General features: G+C 43.1%; 23 protein-coding genes. 3 read left to right on the forward strand and 20 right to left on the reverse strand.

Annotated elements, in window-relative coordinates:
• Positions 1-18 precede the first annotated feature (18 nt).
• The 17 genes from rpsD to J8L98_RS13540 all read right to left on the reverse strand — a co-directional run bounded on the left by rpsD (position 19) and on the right by J8L98_RS13540 (position 10465).
• Positions 19-639 carry a 30S ribosomal protein S4 gene (gene rpsD / locus J8L98_RS13460; RefSeq protein ID WP_119861573.1) on the reverse strand — a complete coding sequence of 207 codons (621 nt, stop codon included), beginning with the start codon at positions 637-639 and terminating at the stop codon, positions 19-21.
• A gap of 21 nt (positions 640-660) precedes the next feature.
• A complete protein-coding gene (gene rpsK / locus J8L98_RS13465) occupies positions 661-1047 on the reverse strand; it encodes a 30S ribosomal protein S11 (protein WP_010363724.1) in 387 nt (128 codons plus the stop codon).
• 13 nt (positions 1048-1060) lie between these two features.
• Positions 1061-1417, reverse strand: coding sequence for a 30S ribosomal protein S13 (gene rpsM / locus J8L98_RS13470; RefSeq protein ID WP_010363725.1), 357 nt, complete (start codon positions 1415-1417; stop codon positions 1061-1063).
• Between the two features lie 127 nt (positions 1418-1544).
• Positions 1545-1658: a 50S ribosomal protein L36 gene (gene rpmJ, locus J8L98_RS13475; protein ID WP_002959476.1), complete on the reverse strand. Its 114-nt coding sequence runs from the start codon at positions 1656-1658 to the stop codon at positions 1545-1547.
• Positions 1659-1681: 23 nt separating this feature from the next.
• Positions 1682-3010 carry a preprotein translocase subunit SecY gene (gene secY, locus J8L98_RS13480; RefSeq protein WP_192506004.1) on the reverse strand — a complete coding sequence of 443 codons (1329 nt, stop codon included), beginning with the start codon at positions 3008-3010 and terminating at the stop codon, positions 1682-1684.
• Positions 3011-3021: 11 nt separating this feature from the next.
• Positions 3022-3456, reverse strand: coding sequence for a 50S ribosomal protein L15 (rplO, locus tag J8L98_RS13485; protein ID WP_192506005.1), 435 nt, complete (start codon positions 3454-3456; stop codon positions 3022-3024).
• Positions 3457-3461: 5 nt separating this feature from the next.
• The gene (rpmD, locus tag J8L98_RS13490) at positions 3462-3644 is read right to left on the reverse strand and encodes a 50S ribosomal protein L30 (RefSeq protein ID WP_016710201.1); all 183 of its coding nucleotides are present in this window, start codon (positions 3642-3644) and stop codon (positions 3462-3464) included.
• A 6-nt stretch (positions 3645-3650) separates the two neighbouring features.
• Positions 3651-4157 carry a 30S ribosomal protein S5 gene (rpsE, locus tag J8L98_RS13495; protein ID WP_010363754.1) on the reverse strand — a complete coding sequence of 169 codons (507 nt, stop codon included), beginning with the start codon at positions 4155-4157 and terminating at the stop codon, positions 3651-3653.
• A 9-nt stretch (positions 4158-4166) separates the two neighbouring features.
• Positions 4167-4517: a 50S ribosomal protein L18 gene (gene rplR / locus J8L98_RS13500; protein ID WP_010363756.1), complete on the reverse strand. Its 351-nt coding sequence runs from the start codon at positions 4515-4517 to the stop codon at positions 4167-4169.
• Between the two features lie 9 nt (positions 4518-4526).
• A complete protein-coding gene (rplF, locus tag J8L98_RS13505) occupies positions 4527-5057 on the reverse strand; it encodes a 50S ribosomal protein L6 (RefSeq protein ID WP_010363759.1) in 531 nt (176 codons plus the stop codon).
• 13 nt (positions 5058-5070) lie between these two features.
• Positions 5071-5463 carry a 30S ribosomal protein S8 gene (gene rpsH, locus J8L98_RS13510; RefSeq protein WP_138593396.1) on the reverse strand — a complete coding sequence of 131 codons (393 nt, stop codon included), beginning with the start codon at positions 5461-5463 and terminating at the stop codon, positions 5071-5073.
• 21 nt (positions 5464-5484) lie between these two features.
• Positions 5485-5790 (reverse strand): 30S ribosomal protein S14, encoded by a 306-nt coding sequence (rpsN, locus tag J8L98_RS13515; RefSeq protein ID WP_010363762.1) that lies wholly within the window; start codon positions 5788-5790, stop codon positions 5485-5487.
• Positions 5791-5800: 10 nt separating this feature from the next.
• On the reverse strand, positions 5801-6340 hold the full coding sequence (rplE, locus tag J8L98_RS13520; RefSeq protein WP_192506006.1) for a 50S ribosomal protein L5: 540 nt from the start codon (positions 6338-6340) through the stop codon (positions 5801-5803).
• Between the two features lie 15 nt (positions 6341-6355).
• The gene (gene rplX, locus J8L98_RS13525; RefSeq protein WP_138593398.1) at positions 6356-6670 is read right to left on the reverse strand and encodes a 50S ribosomal protein L24; all 315 of its coding nucleotides are present in this window, start codon (positions 6668-6670) and stop codon (positions 6356-6358) included.
• Between the two features lie 10 nt (positions 6671-6680).
• On the reverse strand, positions 6681-7049 hold the full coding sequence (gene rplN, locus J8L98_RS13530) for a 50S ribosomal protein L14 (protein WP_010363768.1): 369 nt from the start codon (positions 7047-7049) through the stop codon (positions 6681-6683).
• A gap of 554 nt (positions 7050-7603) precedes the next feature.
• Positions 7604-8422, reverse strand: a complete 819-nt coding sequence (locus tag J8L98_RS13535; protein WP_210996838.1) for a phytanoyl-CoA dioxygenase family protein — start codon at positions 8420-8422, stop codon at positions 7604-7606.
• Between the two features lie 90 nt (positions 8423-8512).
• The gene (locus J8L98_RS13540; protein ID WP_210996839.1) at positions 8513-10465 is read right to left on the reverse strand and encodes an AsmA family protein; all 1953 of its coding nucleotides are present in this window, start codon (positions 10463-10465) and stop codon (positions 8513-8515) included.
• Positions 10466-10782: 317 nt separating this feature from the next.
• On the opposite strand from J8L98_RS13540, the gene J8L98_RS13545 reads away from it, so the two are divergent.
• Together J8L98_RS13545 and J8L98_RS13550 are read left to right on the forward strand one after the other, a co-directional pair.
• The gene (locus J8L98_RS13545) at positions 10783-11949 is read left to right on the forward strand and encodes a hypothetical protein (protein WP_192506009.1); all 1167 of its coding nucleotides are present in this window, start codon (positions 10783-10785) and stop codon (positions 11947-11949) included.
• 265 nt (positions 11950-12214) lie between these two features.
• Positions 12215-12886, forward strand: coding sequence for a TorF family putative porin (locus tag J8L98_RS13550; RefSeq protein WP_210996840.1), 672 nt, complete (start codon positions 12215-12217; stop codon positions 12884-12886).
• 58 nt (positions 12887-12944) lie between these two features.
• Here the strand turns inward: J8L98_RS13550 and J8L98_RS13555 are convergent, their stop codons facing one another.
• Both J8L98_RS13555 and purT read right to left on the reverse strand, forming a co-directional pair.
• The gene (locus tag J8L98_RS13555; RefSeq protein WP_210996866.1) at positions 12945-13832 is read right to left on the reverse strand and encodes an aldo/keto reductase; all 888 of its coding nucleotides are present in this window, start codon (positions 13830-13832) and stop codon (positions 12945-12947) included.
• 8 nt (positions 13833-13840) lie between these two features.
• Positions 13841-15028, reverse strand: a complete 1188-nt coding sequence (gene purT, locus J8L98_RS13560) for a formate-dependent phosphoribosylglycinamide formyltransferase (protein WP_210996841.1) — start codon at positions 15026-15028, stop codon at positions 13841-13843.
• Between the two features lie 185 nt (positions 15029-15213).
• Here purT and J8L98_RS13565 point away from each other — a divergent pair, with 185 nt between their 5' ends.
• A complete protein-coding gene (locus J8L98_RS13565; protein WP_210996842.1) occupies positions 15214-16236 on the forward strand; it encodes a sulfite exporter TauE/SafE family protein in 1023 nt (340 codons plus the stop codon).
• Between the two features lie 8 nt (positions 16237-16244).
• On the opposite strand, the gene J8L98_RS13570 is transcribed toward J8L98_RS13565, so the two are convergent.
• A complete protein-coding gene (locus tag J8L98_RS13570; protein WP_348771906.1) occupies positions 16245-16916 on the reverse strand; it encodes a fumarylacetoacetate hydrolase family protein in 672 nt (223 codons plus the stop codon).
• Positions 16917-16952 lie beyond the last annotated feature (36 nt).

The raw sequence follows: 16952 nt of genomic DNA on the forward strand, positions 1-16952 counted from the left end.
CTCTCTTAACTCTTAACTTTACTTCGAGTAAAGTTCGACGATTAATTGTTCGTTAATGTCCGCAGACAGATCAGAACGCTCTGGTAGGCGCTTGAAGCTACCTTCCAATGTCTTACCGTCAACTTCAACCCAAGTAGGCTTTTCACGTTGCTCAGCCAACTCTAGAGCTGCAATGATACGTGCTTGCTTTTTAGACTTCTCACGAATTACAACAGTATCTTCTGGAGTAACTACGAATGAAGGAATATTTACAACACGACCATTAACCATTACCGATTTGTGGCTTACTAGCTGACGTGCTTCAGCACGTGTGCTTGCAAAACCCATACGGTAAACTACGTTATCTAAACGTTGCTCTAAAAGTTGTAATAGGTTTTCACCAGTATTACCTTTTAGGCGAGCAGCATCTTTGTAGTAATTACGGAATTGCTTTTCAAGTACACCGTAGATACGACGAACTTTTTGCTTCTCACGTAACTGTAAACCATAATCTGATAGACGACCTTTACGTGCGCCATGCTGACCAGGTGCTGTCTCAAGTTTACACTTTGAGTCGATTGCTCTCACGCCGCTCTTAAGGAACAGGTCAGTACCTTCACGACGACTCAGCTTGAGCTTAGGGCCCAAATATCTTGCCATGTTCTTTCTCCTAACCTATTGTTATACGCGACGTTTCTTCGGTGGACGACAACCATTGTGTGGAATTGGCGTCACGTCAGTGATGTTTGTGATACGGTAACCAGCAGCATTCAAAGCACGAACAGCAGACTCACGGCCTGGACCTGGTCCTTTAATGAATACTTCTAGGTTCTTAAGACCGTACTCTTGAGCAGCAGTACCTGCACGTTCTGCAGCAACCTGTGCAGCGAACGGAGTAGACTTACGTGAACCACGGAAACCAGAACCACCTGCAGTCGCCCAAGAAAGAGCATTACCTTGACGGTCAGTGATGGTTACAATCGTGTTGTTGAATGATGCATGAACGTGTGCCATACCATCAACAACTTGCTTTTTAACCTTTTTACGACGAATTGGTGCTTTAGCCATAACTTACCTCACCTTATCTTTTGATAGGCTTGCGAGGACCCTTACGAGTACGCGCGTTAGTCTTAGTACGTTGACCACGAAGTGGTAACGAACGACGATGACGTAAGCCACGGAAACAACCAAGGTCCATAAGACGCTTGATGTTTAAAGTCACTTCACGACGAAGATCACCTTCAACAGTGTACTTACCTACTTCTTCACGAAGTACGTCAAGTGTTTCGTCTGAAAGCTCACCGATTTTAGTATTTTCGGCGATACCAGTCGCTGCTAAGATAGCCTTAGAGCGAGTTTTACCTACACCATAGATAGCAGTTAAACCGATTACTGCATGCTTATGATCAGGGACGTTAATGCCAGCGATACGGGCCACTAACACATCTCCTATATTTCGATTCGATTCCCATCTGTTTGAAAAGCCCGTAAGGATACTCAAACGAAGACCGAACCACATTTAAAAACACAGGCTAAGTATTATTACTTAGCCTGCATGAGTTTTACTAGCCTTGCCTTTGCTTATGCTTAGGCTCACTGCATATCACTCGTACTACACCAGCACGTTTGATAACTTTACAGTTACGGCAGATTTTCTTAACGGAAGCACGTACTTTCATTGCTCAACTCCGTGAAAATAACCCTAGCGGCCGTAGCCTTTAAGGTTTGCTTTTTTAAGCACAGAATCATATTGATGAGACATCATATGAGTTTGTACTTGTGCCATGAAGTCCATGATCACAACAACGATAATCAAAATTGATGTACCGCCGAAGTAGAATGGCGTTTGCCATGCCATGGTCATAAACTCGGGCACCAGACAGATAAAGGTTATATACAAAGCACCTGCCAATGTCAGGCGTGTCATCACTTTATCAATGTATTTAGATGTCTGCTCACCGGGACGAATTCCTGGGATAAAAGCGCCAGATTTTTTCAGGTTATCTGCTGTCTCACGCGGGTTAAATACCAACGCAGTGTAGAAGAAGCAGAAGAAGATAATAGCCGCGGCTAATACCATCGCATACAGAGGCTGACCAGGAGTCAACACTGCAGAGATAGCTTGTAGCACATCAGCGACCGGACCTTCACCTTGGCCGAACCAGCTTGCTATAGTACCAGGGAACAGAATTATACTGCTAGCAAAGATTGGTGGAATAACACCCGCCATGTTTACTTTCAGTGGTAAATGCGTACTTTGAGCAGCAAATACCTGACGACCTTGTTGACGCTTTGCATAGTTAACGACAATACGACGTTGACCACGTTCAAAGAACACAACAAGATAAGTAACAGCGAATACGATTACCGCAATCAATAGCAGTGCTAAAACATGCAAATCACCTTGGCGCGCCATTTCAGCTGTCGAACCAATCGCAGACGGCAGGTTAGCTACAATACCAACAAATATCAGAACTGAGATACCGTTACCGATACCACGTTCTGTAATTTGTTCACCCAGCCACATAAGGAACATAGTACCAGTTACTAAACTCACCACTGCGGTGAAGTAAAAACCGAAACCTGGATTAACAACTAATCCGTCCATCATGCTTGGTAAGCCAGTAGCTATACCAATTGACTGGAATGTAGCAAGCACGAGCGTGCCATAACGCGTATATTGACTGATCTTCTTACGACCTTGTTCACCTTCTTTCTTAAGCTCTATCATCGCAGGATGTATGTGCGTTAATAGCTGCATAATAATCGAAGCCGAAATATAAGGCATAATACCGAGTGCCAATACCGAAGCTCGCTCAAGCGCACCACCGCTAAACATGTTGAACATCTCAACAATGGTGCCCTTTTGTTGCTCGAAGAATTCGGCAAGTACAGCGGCGTCAATCCCAGGGATCGGCACAAATGAACCCAAACGGTATATAATGATAGCACCCAATACAAAGAGTAATCGACGCTTCAGTTCCGCAAGCCCACTTTGTGCACTTTGCATATCTTGACCTGGTTTAGCCATTTTGTACTTCCTTAGTCTTCTACCTTGCCTCCGGCAGCTTCAATAGCTTCGCGAGCACCTTTAGAAGCCTTAAGGCCTTTAACGGTAACAGCGCGTGAAACATCGCCAGATTTAACAACTTTAACGAACAAAACGTTCTTTTTAACTAGACCAGCTGCCTGTAGCGCGCTTAGGTCTACCACATCGCCTTCAACTTTAGCGATTTCGTACAAGTTTACTTCTGCAGATACTAAAGATTTGCGTGAAGTGAAACCGAACTTAGGTAGACGACGTTGCATAGGCATTTGACCGCCTTCGAAACCAACGCGTACTTTACCGCCAGAACGTGACTTTTGACCTTTGTGACCACGACCACCAGTCTTACCAAGACCAGAACCGATACCACGACCAACACGTTTAGCAGCAGTTTTTGAACCTGCAGCAGGAGAAAGTGTATTCAAATGCATTCGAATTACCCCTCAACCTTAACCATGTATGAAACTTGGTTGATCATACCACGTACACATGCTGTGTCTTCCAACTCAACAGTGTGATTGATACGACGTAAACCAAGGCCACGTAAAGTCGCTTTATGCTTCGGTAAACGACCGATAGAGCTCTTTACTTGTGTAACTTTTACAGTTTTATTAGCCATGGTTAATTACCCCTGAATCTGTTCAACAGTCAAACCACGTTTTGCAGCAATACCCTCTGGAGAATTCATGTTCTCTAGAGCTGAAATTGTTGCACGAACAACGTTGATTGGGTTAGTTGAACCGTAACATTTAGAAAGAACGTTCTGTACACCCGTTACTTCTAATACTGCACGCATTGCGCCACCTGCGATGATACCAGTACCTTCAGATGCTGGTTTCATGAACACTTGTGAACCTGCGTGACGACCCTTGATAGGGTGTTGCAGTGTGTTACCGTTAAGATCAACGTTGATCATGTTACGACGCGCTTTTTCCATTGCTTTTTGAATAGCAGCTGGTACTTCACGTGCTTTACCGTAACCAAAACCTACTTTACCTGCGCCGTCACCAACTACTGTTAGTGCAGTGAAGCTAAAGATACGACCACCTTTAACTACTTTAGACACACGGTTCACCGCAATTAGCTTTTCAGCTAAATCAGGCTGTTGTTGCTTTGCTTCTACGTTAGCCATTGTCTACTCCTAGAATTGCAAACCGGCTTCACGCGCAGCATCAGCTAGCGCCTTCACACGGCCGTGATATTTAAAGCCACTGCGATCAAAAGCTAGCTTTGCTATGCCTTTGTCAGCTGCACGTTCAGCAACCGCTTTACCTACAGCTTGTGCTGCAGCCACGTTGCTTGTACCTGTAACTGTTTCGCTAATTGCTTTCTCAACAGTAGAAGCAGCAGCCAGTACAGTACCCTCAGCATTAACAACCTGAGCGTAAATGTGACGTGGCGTGCGGTGGATAACAAGACGCGTTGTGCCTTGTTCAATAAAATTTCTACGTGTGCGTTTAGCACGACGTAGACGAGCTGTTTTTTTATCCATCGTCTTACCTTACTTCTTCTTGGCTTCTTTACGACGCACATGTTCGTCTGCATAGCGAACACCTTTACCTTTATAAGGTTCTGGTGCACGGTATGCGCGAATGTTAGCAGCTGTTTGACCAACAACTTGCTTATCTGCGCCCTTAACAAGAATCTCAGTTTGGCTTGGAGTTTCAATCGTGATACCCGCTGGGATCTCGAAATTAACTGGGTGTGAAAAGCCAAGAGTTAAGTCTAATACTTTACCCTTAACTGCCGCACGATAACCAACACCGATTAACTGAAGTTTCTTCTCATAACCTTCATTCGTACCAACAATCATGTTGTTGATAAGTGCACGAGCAGTACCTGCTTGTGCCCATGCGTTCGCAACTTCACGAGGTGTAGTTGTGATCACGTTATCAGTAAGAGTTACTTCAACAGCGTTGTTAATAGTACGAGTCAACTCACCGTTTTTGCCTTTAACTGTGATGTCCTGGCCTTTAATTGTAACTTCTACACCGGCAGGAACTGAAATTGGAGCCTTCGCTATACGAGACATTGTTCCCCTCCGATTAAGCTACAAAGCCAATGATTTCACCACCAACACCAGCACTACGTGCGGCACGGTCTGTCATCAAGCCTTGAGAAGTTGATACGATAGCGATACCTAGACCACCCATTACCTTCGGTAACGCGTCACGTTTCTTATAGATACGTAGACCTGGGCGACTAACACGCTGGATGTTTTCAATAACAGCTTTACCTTCGAAATATTTTAATTCGATAGTCAATTCTGCTTTTACGTCACTAGATACAGCGAAGTCAGTAATGTAACCTTCGTCTTTAAGTACCTTTGCAACTGCTACTTTCAGCTTTGAAGTAGGCATTGCAACAGCAACCTTCTTCGCAGTCTGACCGTTACGGATACGTGTGAACAAATCCGCAATAGGATCTTGCAAGCTCATTGTCTTACTCCCGTGATTCTATTACCAAGAAGCCTTTTTAAGGCCAGGAATTTCACCGCGCATAGCTGCTTCGCGAACTTTAATACGGCTCATGCCGAATTTACGAAGGAAACCATGTGGGCGGCCCGTAATGTTACAACGATTACGTTGACGTGCAGGGCTAGAATCACGCGGTAGAGCTTGTAGCTTTAATACCGCATCCCAACGATCATCTTCTGATGCATTTACATCAGAAATGATAGCTTTTAGTGCCGCACGCTTTTCAGCGAACTGAGCAACTAATTTAGTGCGCTTTGCTTCGCGCGCTTTCATAGAATTCTTTGCCATAACCCTACCCTTATTTCTTAAATGGGAAGTTAAACGCTTCTAACAACGCACGGCCTTCCTCATCAGTTTTCGCAGAAGTTGTGATTGTGATATCCATACCGCGAACACGGTCTACTTTATCATAATCGATTTCTGGGAAGATGATTTGCTCACGTACGCCCATAGAGTAGTTACCACGTCCGTCAAAAGACTTAGCACTTACACCGCGGAAGTCACGAATACGAGGCATTGCAATTGAGACTAAACGCTCAAAGAAATCCCACATACGCTCGCCACGTAGGGTTACTTTACAACCAATTGGGTAGCCTTCACGAATTTTGAAGCCAGCTACTGACTTACGTGCTTTCGTGATAAGCGCTTTCTGACCAGAGATTGATTCTAGATCTTTTACTGCATTTTCTAGAATTTTCTTGTCAGCTAGGGCTTCGCCCACACCCATGTTTAATGTGATCTTTTCGATCTGAGGGACTTGCATAACAGAGCTGAAACCGAACTTCTCTTGAAGTTCAACTACTACTTTGTCTTTATATACTTCATGCAGTTTCGCCATCGTCTACTCCAACTATTAGATAGTTTTACCAGTAGATTTGAAGATACGTAATTTCTTACCGTCTTCAATCTTGAAACCTACACGATCCGCTTTACCAGTTTCCTGGTTGAAGATCGCAACGTTTGATACGTCGATTGACGCTTCTTTCTCAACAATACCACCAGCTTGTTGCAACTGCGGAACAGGCTTTTGGTGCTTCTTGATTAAGTTAATGCCTTCGACAAATACTCGACCAGCTTCAGTTACAACTGAAAGCACTTTTCCGCGCTTACCTTTGTCTTTACCGGCTAGTATAATTACTTCGTCATCACGACGGATTTTTGCTGCCATGATAGATTCCTTATAGTACTTCTGGGGCTAGTGAAACGATCTTCATGAACTTTTCAGTACGCAGTTCACGAGTCACAGGGCCGAAGATACGAGTACCAACAGGCTGTAAGCTATCATTTAAGATAACAGCCGCATTGCTATCGAAACGGATCAAAGAACCGTCCGGACGACGAACGCCTTTTCTAGTACGCACAACTACCGCGTTTTTAACATCACCTTTCTTCACTTTACCGCGAGGAATAGCTTCTTTAACAGAAACTTTAATGATGTCACCAATCGCTGCATAGCGACGGTGCGAACCACCAAGGACTTTTATACACTGCACTTTGCGAGCGCCGCTGTTATCAGCAACGTCCAGCTGAGTTTGCATTTGGATCATCTGAATGAGCTCCGGTGTAGTTTTAACACGCTTTAATTTGTTTAAAATCAAAGCACTTCGATTAAATACCACTCAAAAAACAATTACATTGTCGTTCAAGGGCGGGCAATTGTACCAGCAAAGTGCTAGGTTGGATAGCTCAATTTTTAATTAATTTACGTATTCCACCGAGTTTCGCTGAGTACTTTTCTGATATGAGGACAAGGGGTTAGTTTTTCAAGATAGAAATTTAAATACACTCAATAGGTTAAGTTTTAACCAGCTATTTTGCATTTTATAAAAAACTGTATTTAACTACTCCATTTAATTACTCGACGCCCAACCTTTTCATTATTTGCAACAATGCCAGCAAACATTTTTAACGTAAGCTTTATACGTAGAGCAAAGCTCTTACAGATAAACTCCACCAATTACCACCGAGATTGACCGCCACTTTTTTTGCGCTACTGTCTGATGTTGCCATTCGTGATTTTAACACCCCCCGTTATTTCCCCTAGTTAACGGGCCATTTTATGTCGTGTATCTTCCTATTCAACAACCCTTATTGGGGGCGCTCAAAACTTAAAGCAATACTCAGCAGGTTCTATACGCAGTTGCTCTTGATAAAAGTCTGTTGGCAGTACAATGGCATTTGAGTCATTACCAGTGGCCTTCGATTTAAGCTGTTCCATCAATCTGACTCTTTGATTAAGCCAATGCTCACTAAAGCGTGGATTGTTTTTTAAATGAGAGACAGCCCTAAACTCAAAATAAATCGTTCGCCGAAGGTCATTCGTTAATTGCTTGTCTGAGCCATGCACGGTATTAACATGGTGAATAACCACATCTCCCGCCTTTACCGCTATATTTTGACTTGCCACAGAGCCCTGCTCCACTGCCTCTTTGAATTCACATACACTGTGTGCTTGGACCTGTGAACCAGGGATCACTTTTAATGCCCCTTGCTCTGCGAGTGAATCATCTAAATAAATCCCCATTGTCACAATCCTTTCATCTGATCTCACAGCCATGTCTCTATGCCAGTCAAATGACTCTGTGTTAATAGGGTCCTTGATCACAAGCGACTCATAAACGGGTAATACGGGTTCGCCAATCAATGCTTCAGCCACGTTGAGTACATTTAAATGGGTCAGCAAAGATGCAAAGTGTGCTTGATATCTAAATAAGTCATTAATACGAGATATTGATAGCTGCCCGCTTTGTTTATACACGGCAATATTGTTGAGGTCTTTTCCTTGCATAGCCATCACTTTCGCATCAAATAGCAGTTGCTGTGCGTAGACTTGAAGTTGTGCTAACAACGCTGCTTCAATGCCTTGCTCAATGACGATATAGCCTTGCTGAGAAAATTCATTTTGCCACTGTTGTTTCATATCTAAATATACCTTTTATTTTTATTCATATATGAAATAAAGGGCCGGTAAATCGGCCCTTTATTTAATACGCACTCTATATGTAACCGATTATCCCCCAAAAAGGCCTTTGAATTTATCTTTCAATTTATCCTTTAATTTGTCTTTCACGGTATCTTTTGCGGCACTACTTATATCTATATTGACATCCACCTTATGAAAAGGCCCTTTAATGCGCAGCGGCACTTTAAAGCCGGTGCTTTTATCCGCACTGGCTTGCCCTTCAACAGTATCGACAATACCGGTAACCAAACGATAATTAACATAAGTTTTAGGTAAATCCACATCACCAGAACCACTGATCCGTATGAGCGGACTCGCTAAGCTCAAATCATTGTTATGGCCAACACCGTTTTTGAATACAAAGCTGCCGGTTAATGCTGAGAAATCGGTTTTCTGTTGCGGATCATAGTCGGCATTTAAACCGTCTTTCAATGATGAGAAGTCACCTTTAAGCATCTCTTTGGCTTTACGAGTCATTTCAGCAATATTGGCGCCTTTAACCCCCCCATCTTTAAAGCTAAACGCCATCTTACCCGCAAGTGCTGAAACGAATTGCTTTTGACTTTGTCCGTGAGTTGTTAAGTTCCAATCGATACTGCCTTTGCCCAATACTTTATCAAAGCCAACGGCATCGGTAAGTAAAGGTTCCGCATTGATGTTTTTTAACGCAAAATTTGTTGCGATTTTATAAGGACTGGCTGTTGCATCCACTTTCACAGTGCCTTTACCGCTCCCTTCATACGCGTTGAACTCATCTAGACCTAGTTGCGCAACGCTATTTTTGAGTCGCAATGAAAATTGATTCTTGCCCAGCGTAATATCGCGGGCTTTTAAACCAGTAGAACGCACCACAACGTGCGCATTAAGTTGCCCCAATGCCGATAAATCAATTGGGGAGTCATCCCACACTATGGGCTCACTTGGTGTTTGAGTTTCGGCTTTTTCTGAGGTTTTTCGCTCTACTGGTTCAGGAAGGTAAGGATTTAAATCTAACATGCCTAAATCAATATTAGCGTTAATATCCGGTTTTTCCCCCAGTACAATTTTGCTTTGGCCTTTGATTTCTAACTCATCAAGTTTGGCAACCAAAGACTTCAGCGTAAACGTATTGCCAACAAACGACATACTTCCAGCAACACTAAATTGATTAAACGCGTTGTCTTTAGCTGATAACGCCATGTTTTGCCATTGAGTTATCGCTTTAACTGAGTCGCCAGCAAGGGTTAATTCGCCTTGAATGTTTTTACCTTGCTGCGCAATGACACCGTCGAACTCAACATTTAGTAATTGCGAATCAAGGCGCTGCTGAACACTGAACGTTTCTCCAACAATGGCCTTAGCGGGTGTATCAACCACCGAAGTCAATTCAAATTTCTGTGCTTGATAAGTAATTGCACCATTGATTGTCAATGCTTTATACAAAGACGGCAACTGAATACTTAAGTCAAGCTCATCGACGCGATGCTGTGCGCCGGTTTGGCCATCAATGTAAGCAATTGAGCCACCATAAATGGCCACTTCACCAAGACTGATATCAAAGCCGCTGGGTAATGACACAGCTGAGGCCGTTTGTGCATCTGGTTCTTGTGCAGTAACAGAACTATTTGGTTGGGTCGGAAATAGCTGCCAGTTGGGCTGGCCTTGTTTATCAGTTTCTAGCGTTATTGTTGGGTTATTAATAACAAAACGCTCTAATTTAGCCTCGCCTGATAGTAACGAAAGCCAAGGAATATGCACTGATAATTGCTCCATAGCGAGCATATGTTCGGTACTTCCCGATGGCATATTTGCAAAACGCACATTATTTAAGGTGATATTTAAGCTGGGCAATATCGATACCGTGCTATCACCCGCTATTTGCAAAGTCCTACCGGTTGTCGACTCAACTTGCTGTGATATTTCGTCAATAATCGTCTGTGTTGGTATCAAAAATGGCGCTGCGACTGCCACACCCACCACTACGACAACCAAGCCGCCAACAACTTTAACTACTGCGTTCATACCTTTCCCTATAAATCTGATTTGCGCTATGTCTATATAGTAGCCTTGCTACGCTATAAAATCATCAATGAGTTTGTGAGAGAATGTAGTCCAGTGCACAAATCAATGTGATTGAAAAACAAGTATTTCATCTTATAAACACGTGCCTAAACGCACTCATTACCTAACAACCCCCCAATTTGCTGGCACAATTATCTATTTCGGTGATTGTAACTTTCACATTCTTCGGTATGATCCACGGCCTTGTCTGTTTAGCTCACTATTGGCTAAACTATTATGATTAAAATATATGCATATGTGTGGAGGCTCTCGCCAATATGAAGAAGTTGCTTATTTCCCCATCAAAAATGGCTCTAGGTGAACAAGAAAGTCAGATTTACCAAAATATTTTAAAACAGGCCACCGAGATAAGCTTAAACCTCATGGCTGTTAAAGTTGAGCAACACCCAGAAGACTTTTTAAGTTGGTGTTATGAGCTATATGATATTGCTAAAAATCGTATCAACTTTGATTTGCTAGATGATCATCAGTTGCCTACAGTCAAAAAGCTTCAAGACTTATTAGGATCAGCCATCAGCTTTTTACAACTGAAAACGTTGCGTGTCACTCCATGGCCTGTACTGACCGGTTTCGTAACACAACATAGCGATGTGCTCGCACTTGAAGAACAACTCAAACTCACCGACTACATTGCAAACTTACGTGCAACACCATTGAAAGAAATGATTGTAGAAGACCGTTTAGCCTTTAGTGGTAAACATGCTGCTTCACTTGATCCTAGCATTTATAATTTTGATGTGGAGTGGTTTGCTTCAACTAAAAATGCCAAAGGCTTCCACCAATTGTTTGCAGATTTCCCTGGCGAGTTTGATACTGCACTCGCATACATTCCACTTGAAGGTGCGGTCAGTGAGCAAGATTATCAGCAATTTATGGTTGCCTATCTAACCGCCTTTGCTAATAGTGACGAAAAACCGACTCTGGCACCAGCTACTCGCTTACTTGCGATGCGCCGCCCTGATGTATTTACACCCATCACCAATGCGAAGTTAGACGCTTTATGTTCTTCTTTAGGTATCACTAAACTAAACAATCGTGATTTTGAGCGCTATTGGACAGACATTGTTATGACAATTCACGCTATGCCTTGGTTTACTATGACCTCACCAGCAGATGAATTTGAGCAGCAGCTTGCCAGTATCAAAGCGTTGATCCCTTGTTGGTTTTATCATGCAGACAAAGAAACCGCCAATCAGTCTAACTACATAAAATTACTAAACAAGCCAGCACGCAGTGCAAGCTCAGGGACTAGAAAAGCAGTGCGTCGCGGTAAAGAATCTGCCGAAATTTTAGTTGACCGAGCACTCAGTGACGAATCAATCCCTGAGCATATTCGCGATAAACGTGACTCAATTGTGGCTGAAGTAGAAAAAGGCCGAAGTGTTGATGAGACCATCTCATTAATGCGTGCTATTTTTGGCTAACACGTCTGTGTGTGGCTCGCAATGAGCCATACACGCGCATTATGACTGTTAATAGAGCGATATCTGCATTGCGATATACCCGTGCAACTTTTCTTTCTTTGCACCACATTTGAGCAACTTTTTTACAACAACTTACTCTTCCCCCCTAGCAAGAATAAAAAAATCAACTATACATCAATATATTGAACTAAAAATTCTTTACTTTATTGCAACTGGCGCAACCATTGCAGTATTCATGACATCTCTAGCGCATTGAGGAATAACAATGAATAAACTACTACCACTAATCGTTGCATCATCATTTATGAGCGTTACTTCGTTTCACTCTATGGCCGAAGTCACCGCAAACGTCGCAGCCAGCTCGAATTACTTTTGGCGCGGTATAACACAAACCAAAGATGGCTCAGCAGTATCCGGCGGAATAGATTATAGCGACGACTCTGGGTTCTATGCAGGTACTTGGGTATCCAATGTCGACTTTGGCAATAAAACCAGTTATGAACTTGACCTATATGCTGGTTTCTCTGGCGAGCAAGGTCAATTTGGCTACGACGTAGGTTACATACACTATGCCTACCCTGATGCTGAGGGGAGCATCGATTTCGGAGAGCTATACGGCGCCTTAAGCTGGCAATGGTTGAGTTTTAAAGCAAGTTACCTAACGCATGCACAAGAAGACCAAAGTACGGAGGAAGAAATGCTGTATTTAGAGTTGGGCGCCAGTTTCACGATATTGAATGACACAGACCTGTCGTTCCATATAGGCCGCTCAAGTGGTGATACCGTTTTAGAGTGGACCAGTGAAGATGACGCTTACATGGACTATGGCGTCAGCGTCGCTAAAAATGGTTTTACCCTTGGCGTCGTCAAAACCGATTTAGATGCTGATGATGATGTCAAAGCCTATGTGAGCTATGGCCTCGACTTTGAGCTCTAGGTTCAAAATTCTTAATACATATTTTTAATTTAAAAAGGGCCCGTGAGCCCTTTTTTCTTTATGGCACACTGTGCCCTGTGGAAGCTTGCCATATTCGGTACCACTGCTCTCTATCCATGGATAAAGAAGCACTCTCTAGTGCCGCTTTAACTCGTGCGAGATTGCCGGTGCCAAGCACTATAGAAGGCTTACTGGGCAAAGTGGCCAGCCAGCAATAAACCACCTGATCGATTGACTTTGCCCCTATCTCCTGTGCGACCTCGCTTAATATCGTCTGCAACCGTAACGCTTTTTCATCACGATTACTAAACAGTCTTCCTCCTGCCAATGGTGACCAGAGCATAGGATGTATCCTTAGCTGCTGACATTGATCGAGTGTGCCATCGTCTAGCCCCTTCATTTCATAAGGTGAGCATTCAATTTGATTGGTTACAAGTGGAAAATCACAGCGAGATTGCAGCATAGATAATTGAGCTGGGGTAAAGTTAGACACACCAAAATTCAAAACATCACCTTGACGCTTCAGTTGATTAAATGCCTTCGCCATTTCGTCAGCATCCATCAGGTAATCAGGCCGGTGGATCAGTAAAACATCTATTCTATCGGTATTAAAATGCTGTAAAGACTGCAGTACAGAAGCCATTATATGCGTATAACTTGAATCATAGTGATTTGCTTTACCTGCCAAACCGGTTTTAGCGATCGCCGGACGAATACCACATTTGGTAATAATCTTTATCTCATCTCGAATACTGGGCGCCAATTTTAATGCTGCACCAAATGCAGCCTCACACTCATATTGACCATAAATATCAGCATGATCTGTATGAGTTATGCCCAGTTCAATACATTCTTTCAAAAACGACACACATTGCTGATCAGACAACTGCCAATCTAACAAACGCCAAAACCCCATTACTAAGGGGTCAATCACTCGAGAACTCATTGTTTCACTCACACGTCTACCTGTATTTTTTCAATTATATTTTTAGCTTTATTCACTGCTCGCTCAACAGACTCATCACGCGCAAGCGCCACCCCCATACGACGAGTACCCGCAACTTCGGGCTTCCCAAACAAACGAATATCGGTGTGCGATTCGCTCAATGCCTCTGCCACGTTGTCAAACGCCACGCGATTTGAACTCCCTGTTACCAAAAGCACATTGGATGCTGAAGGCCCTGAAAAATGAATATGCGGAATGGGCAAACCTAAAATAGCACGTACATGAAGTGCAAACTCACTTAAATCTTGTGATATCAAGGTCACCATACCAGTATCATGAGGTCGAGGTGACACCTCACTAAAAAAGACCTCATCACCTTTAATAAACAGCTCTACCCCAAATAACCCACGCCCACCTAACGCATCAGTCACTAAAGTTGCCACGGCTTTGCTTCGCTCTAGCGCCAAAGCACTCATAGCTTGTGGTTGCCAGCTTTGTTGATAATCACCGTTTTCTTGCACATGCCCTATTGGCTCACAAAAACTCGTGCCTGCAATATGACGCACTGTTAATAACGTGATTTCATAATCAAACTCAACAAAGCCCTCAACAATTACGCGACCTTGCCCAGCCCGACCGCCCTCTTGGGCATGCTGCCACGCCAATTCGATATCTTGAGAATGCTTAACAACACTTTGCCCTTTCCCTGATGAGCTCATGATTGGTTTTATTACACATGGAAAACCAATTTCTGCAACGGCACGCTTAAAGTCATTTAAGGTATCAACAAATTGATACTTTGAAGTCGGTATATTGAGCTCTTCCGCTGCCAATCGACGAATACCTTCACGATTCATGGTTAGCTGAGTTGCTTTTGCACTGGGGACCACAGTAAAGCCTTGTGCTTCCAGTGCGACTAACTTATCCGTAGCTATGGCCTCAATCTCAGGCACGATATAATCGGGTTGCTCTAGTTGAATGATGCGTTCAAGCTTGTCACCATCTAGCATAGACAATACATAGCACCTATCAGCCACTTGCATGGCGGGGGCATTGTCGTATCTATCTAAGACAACCACTTCACATCCTAAGCGTTTAAATTCGATAACCACTTCTTTGCCAAGCTCTCCTCCCCCACATAGCAAAACCTTGCATGCAGATATAGAAAAAGGCGTGCCTAACTTTCTTATTTTCATAATATTTCCTTGGTAAGGTAGAGTCGTATTCTATAGTGACTAATAAAAAAATGCTTGAGTAGTAAAGGTTTATTACAGTAAAAACGCTGGGTGACAAGTTTTTATAATGATGAATAATCAGCCAACCTTGATCCCTGTGGAGAGAACGGGCACAATACCCGCACCAAGTAAATGGAATGTTATTAATGTTAAGTACACAACCAAGGATTCAGGGACTTTACTGGTTTACACTTGTCGTTGGGCTATTATTTTGGGCCAGTAATTACTATTTATATTTCAACGTCGAACAGCTCATAGCCAGCTGGAAAACAGGCTTAACAATGTTATTTGGCTCGTTTGTCGCCGGATCGACACCATTAGGCGGTGGCGCCGTTGCATTCCCCATTTTAACTAAAGTGCTTGCGGTATCTGCTGAAGACGCAAAGGTGTTTTCACTGTTCATTCAATCTATCGGTATGTCATTTGCAACGCTATTCTTTATCAGTAAAAGAATAGAAATTGACTGGAAAACACTCAGTTACGCTCTGGTTTTCTCAGCCTTAGGGCAATTTGCATGCTTATTTATTCATATCGAAAGCGGCCTAGTTATCAAGCACATGTACACTTGTTTTTTATTACTGGTTGCAATTATATTGCTTGATAGCTTTACCCATACACCTAAGATATATCACCTTATTTTTGCGCGTAAAAGACTGGCAACTGCGGCATTTATTGGCGGGGTGGTCAGCGGCTTCTTAGGGGCCGGTGCTGATACATTATTGTTTTTTTATTATGTCATTCTGATGAAGCAACCTGCAAAAAAAGTGATCCCCACAACGGTTGCTTTGATGGCCGGCAACGCGATCATTGGTTCTGTACTCGTCTTATCCAGCAACACTGTACCTTCACCATTTGTGATATCTAGCTGGTTTTTTGCTGCACCTATCGTGGCCATAGGCGCGCCATTAGGCGGGCTTATTATGACAAAGCTTCCGGCAAAATCTATTCTCGCCATGGTTATTTTTATTATTGCTTTAGAGGCCGTTACTACCCTCACACTACTACCACTTAATTGGCTGGAAGCTACCATGGTCTATTTGCTATTGGGGTTATTGCTGGTCAAAATAAAAATCGAGATATTCTTTACACGATACAAACCTGGGGTACAAAATATCATTCTCACAACCGGGCTCATTAGCCGACGAACCCGTATTCCCCCCAAGCCTTAAAGTCTCTGTTATGTAATAATCGTGGTGCTGCTATATTTTTCACCATTTTCATACTGCAGCTGAAGTTTATCGCCGTGGGCAAGTGAACCGACACCTGCTGGAGTTCCTGTCATAACAATATCACCTGGGTAGAGTGAAAAAACCTGCGCAATATTTGCTATGAGTGCCTCAACCGAGTTGATCATCAAAGAAGTGTCACCGTGTTGCTTGAGCTCTCCATTAATCCAAAAACGATATTCACTGTCGTGTAAGTTGTGATGCTGTGATACCGGCGTAAAAGGCGTCAATGCACAACTCCCATCGTAGGCTTTCGCCCGCTCCCAAGGTAACCCTTGGCTTTTTAAACGTGTTTGTACACTACGTAACGTTAAATCTAACCCTAAGCCAACGCCAATCACAGCATCTGCATAATTCACGGTATCTCGGTCAACGACACTGCCAATTAGAATAACTAACTCTGCTTCATAATGGTGCTCACCTAAATCCTCTCGCAATGTTATTTCACTGCCAAATGATTGAAAACTACTGCTGGGTTTCATAAATAGCAATGGCTCATCAGGAATTGGGTTATTGAGCTCTTGTGCATGGGCCACATAATTCCGGCCAACACATATTGCCTTCCCTACAGGCAAGTCAATGATCCTTCCATCATCCCATGTCGCTTGATATCGCATATTCATTTACTCTCTGTATTTAATTAATTACATCACACATTC

It is taken from the genome of Pseudoalteromonas sp. MMG013 (assembly GCF_018100885.1).
Lineage (GTDB): Bacteria > Pseudomonadota > Gammaproteobacteria > Enterobacterales > Alteromonadaceae > Pseudoalteromonas > Pseudoalteromonas aurantia.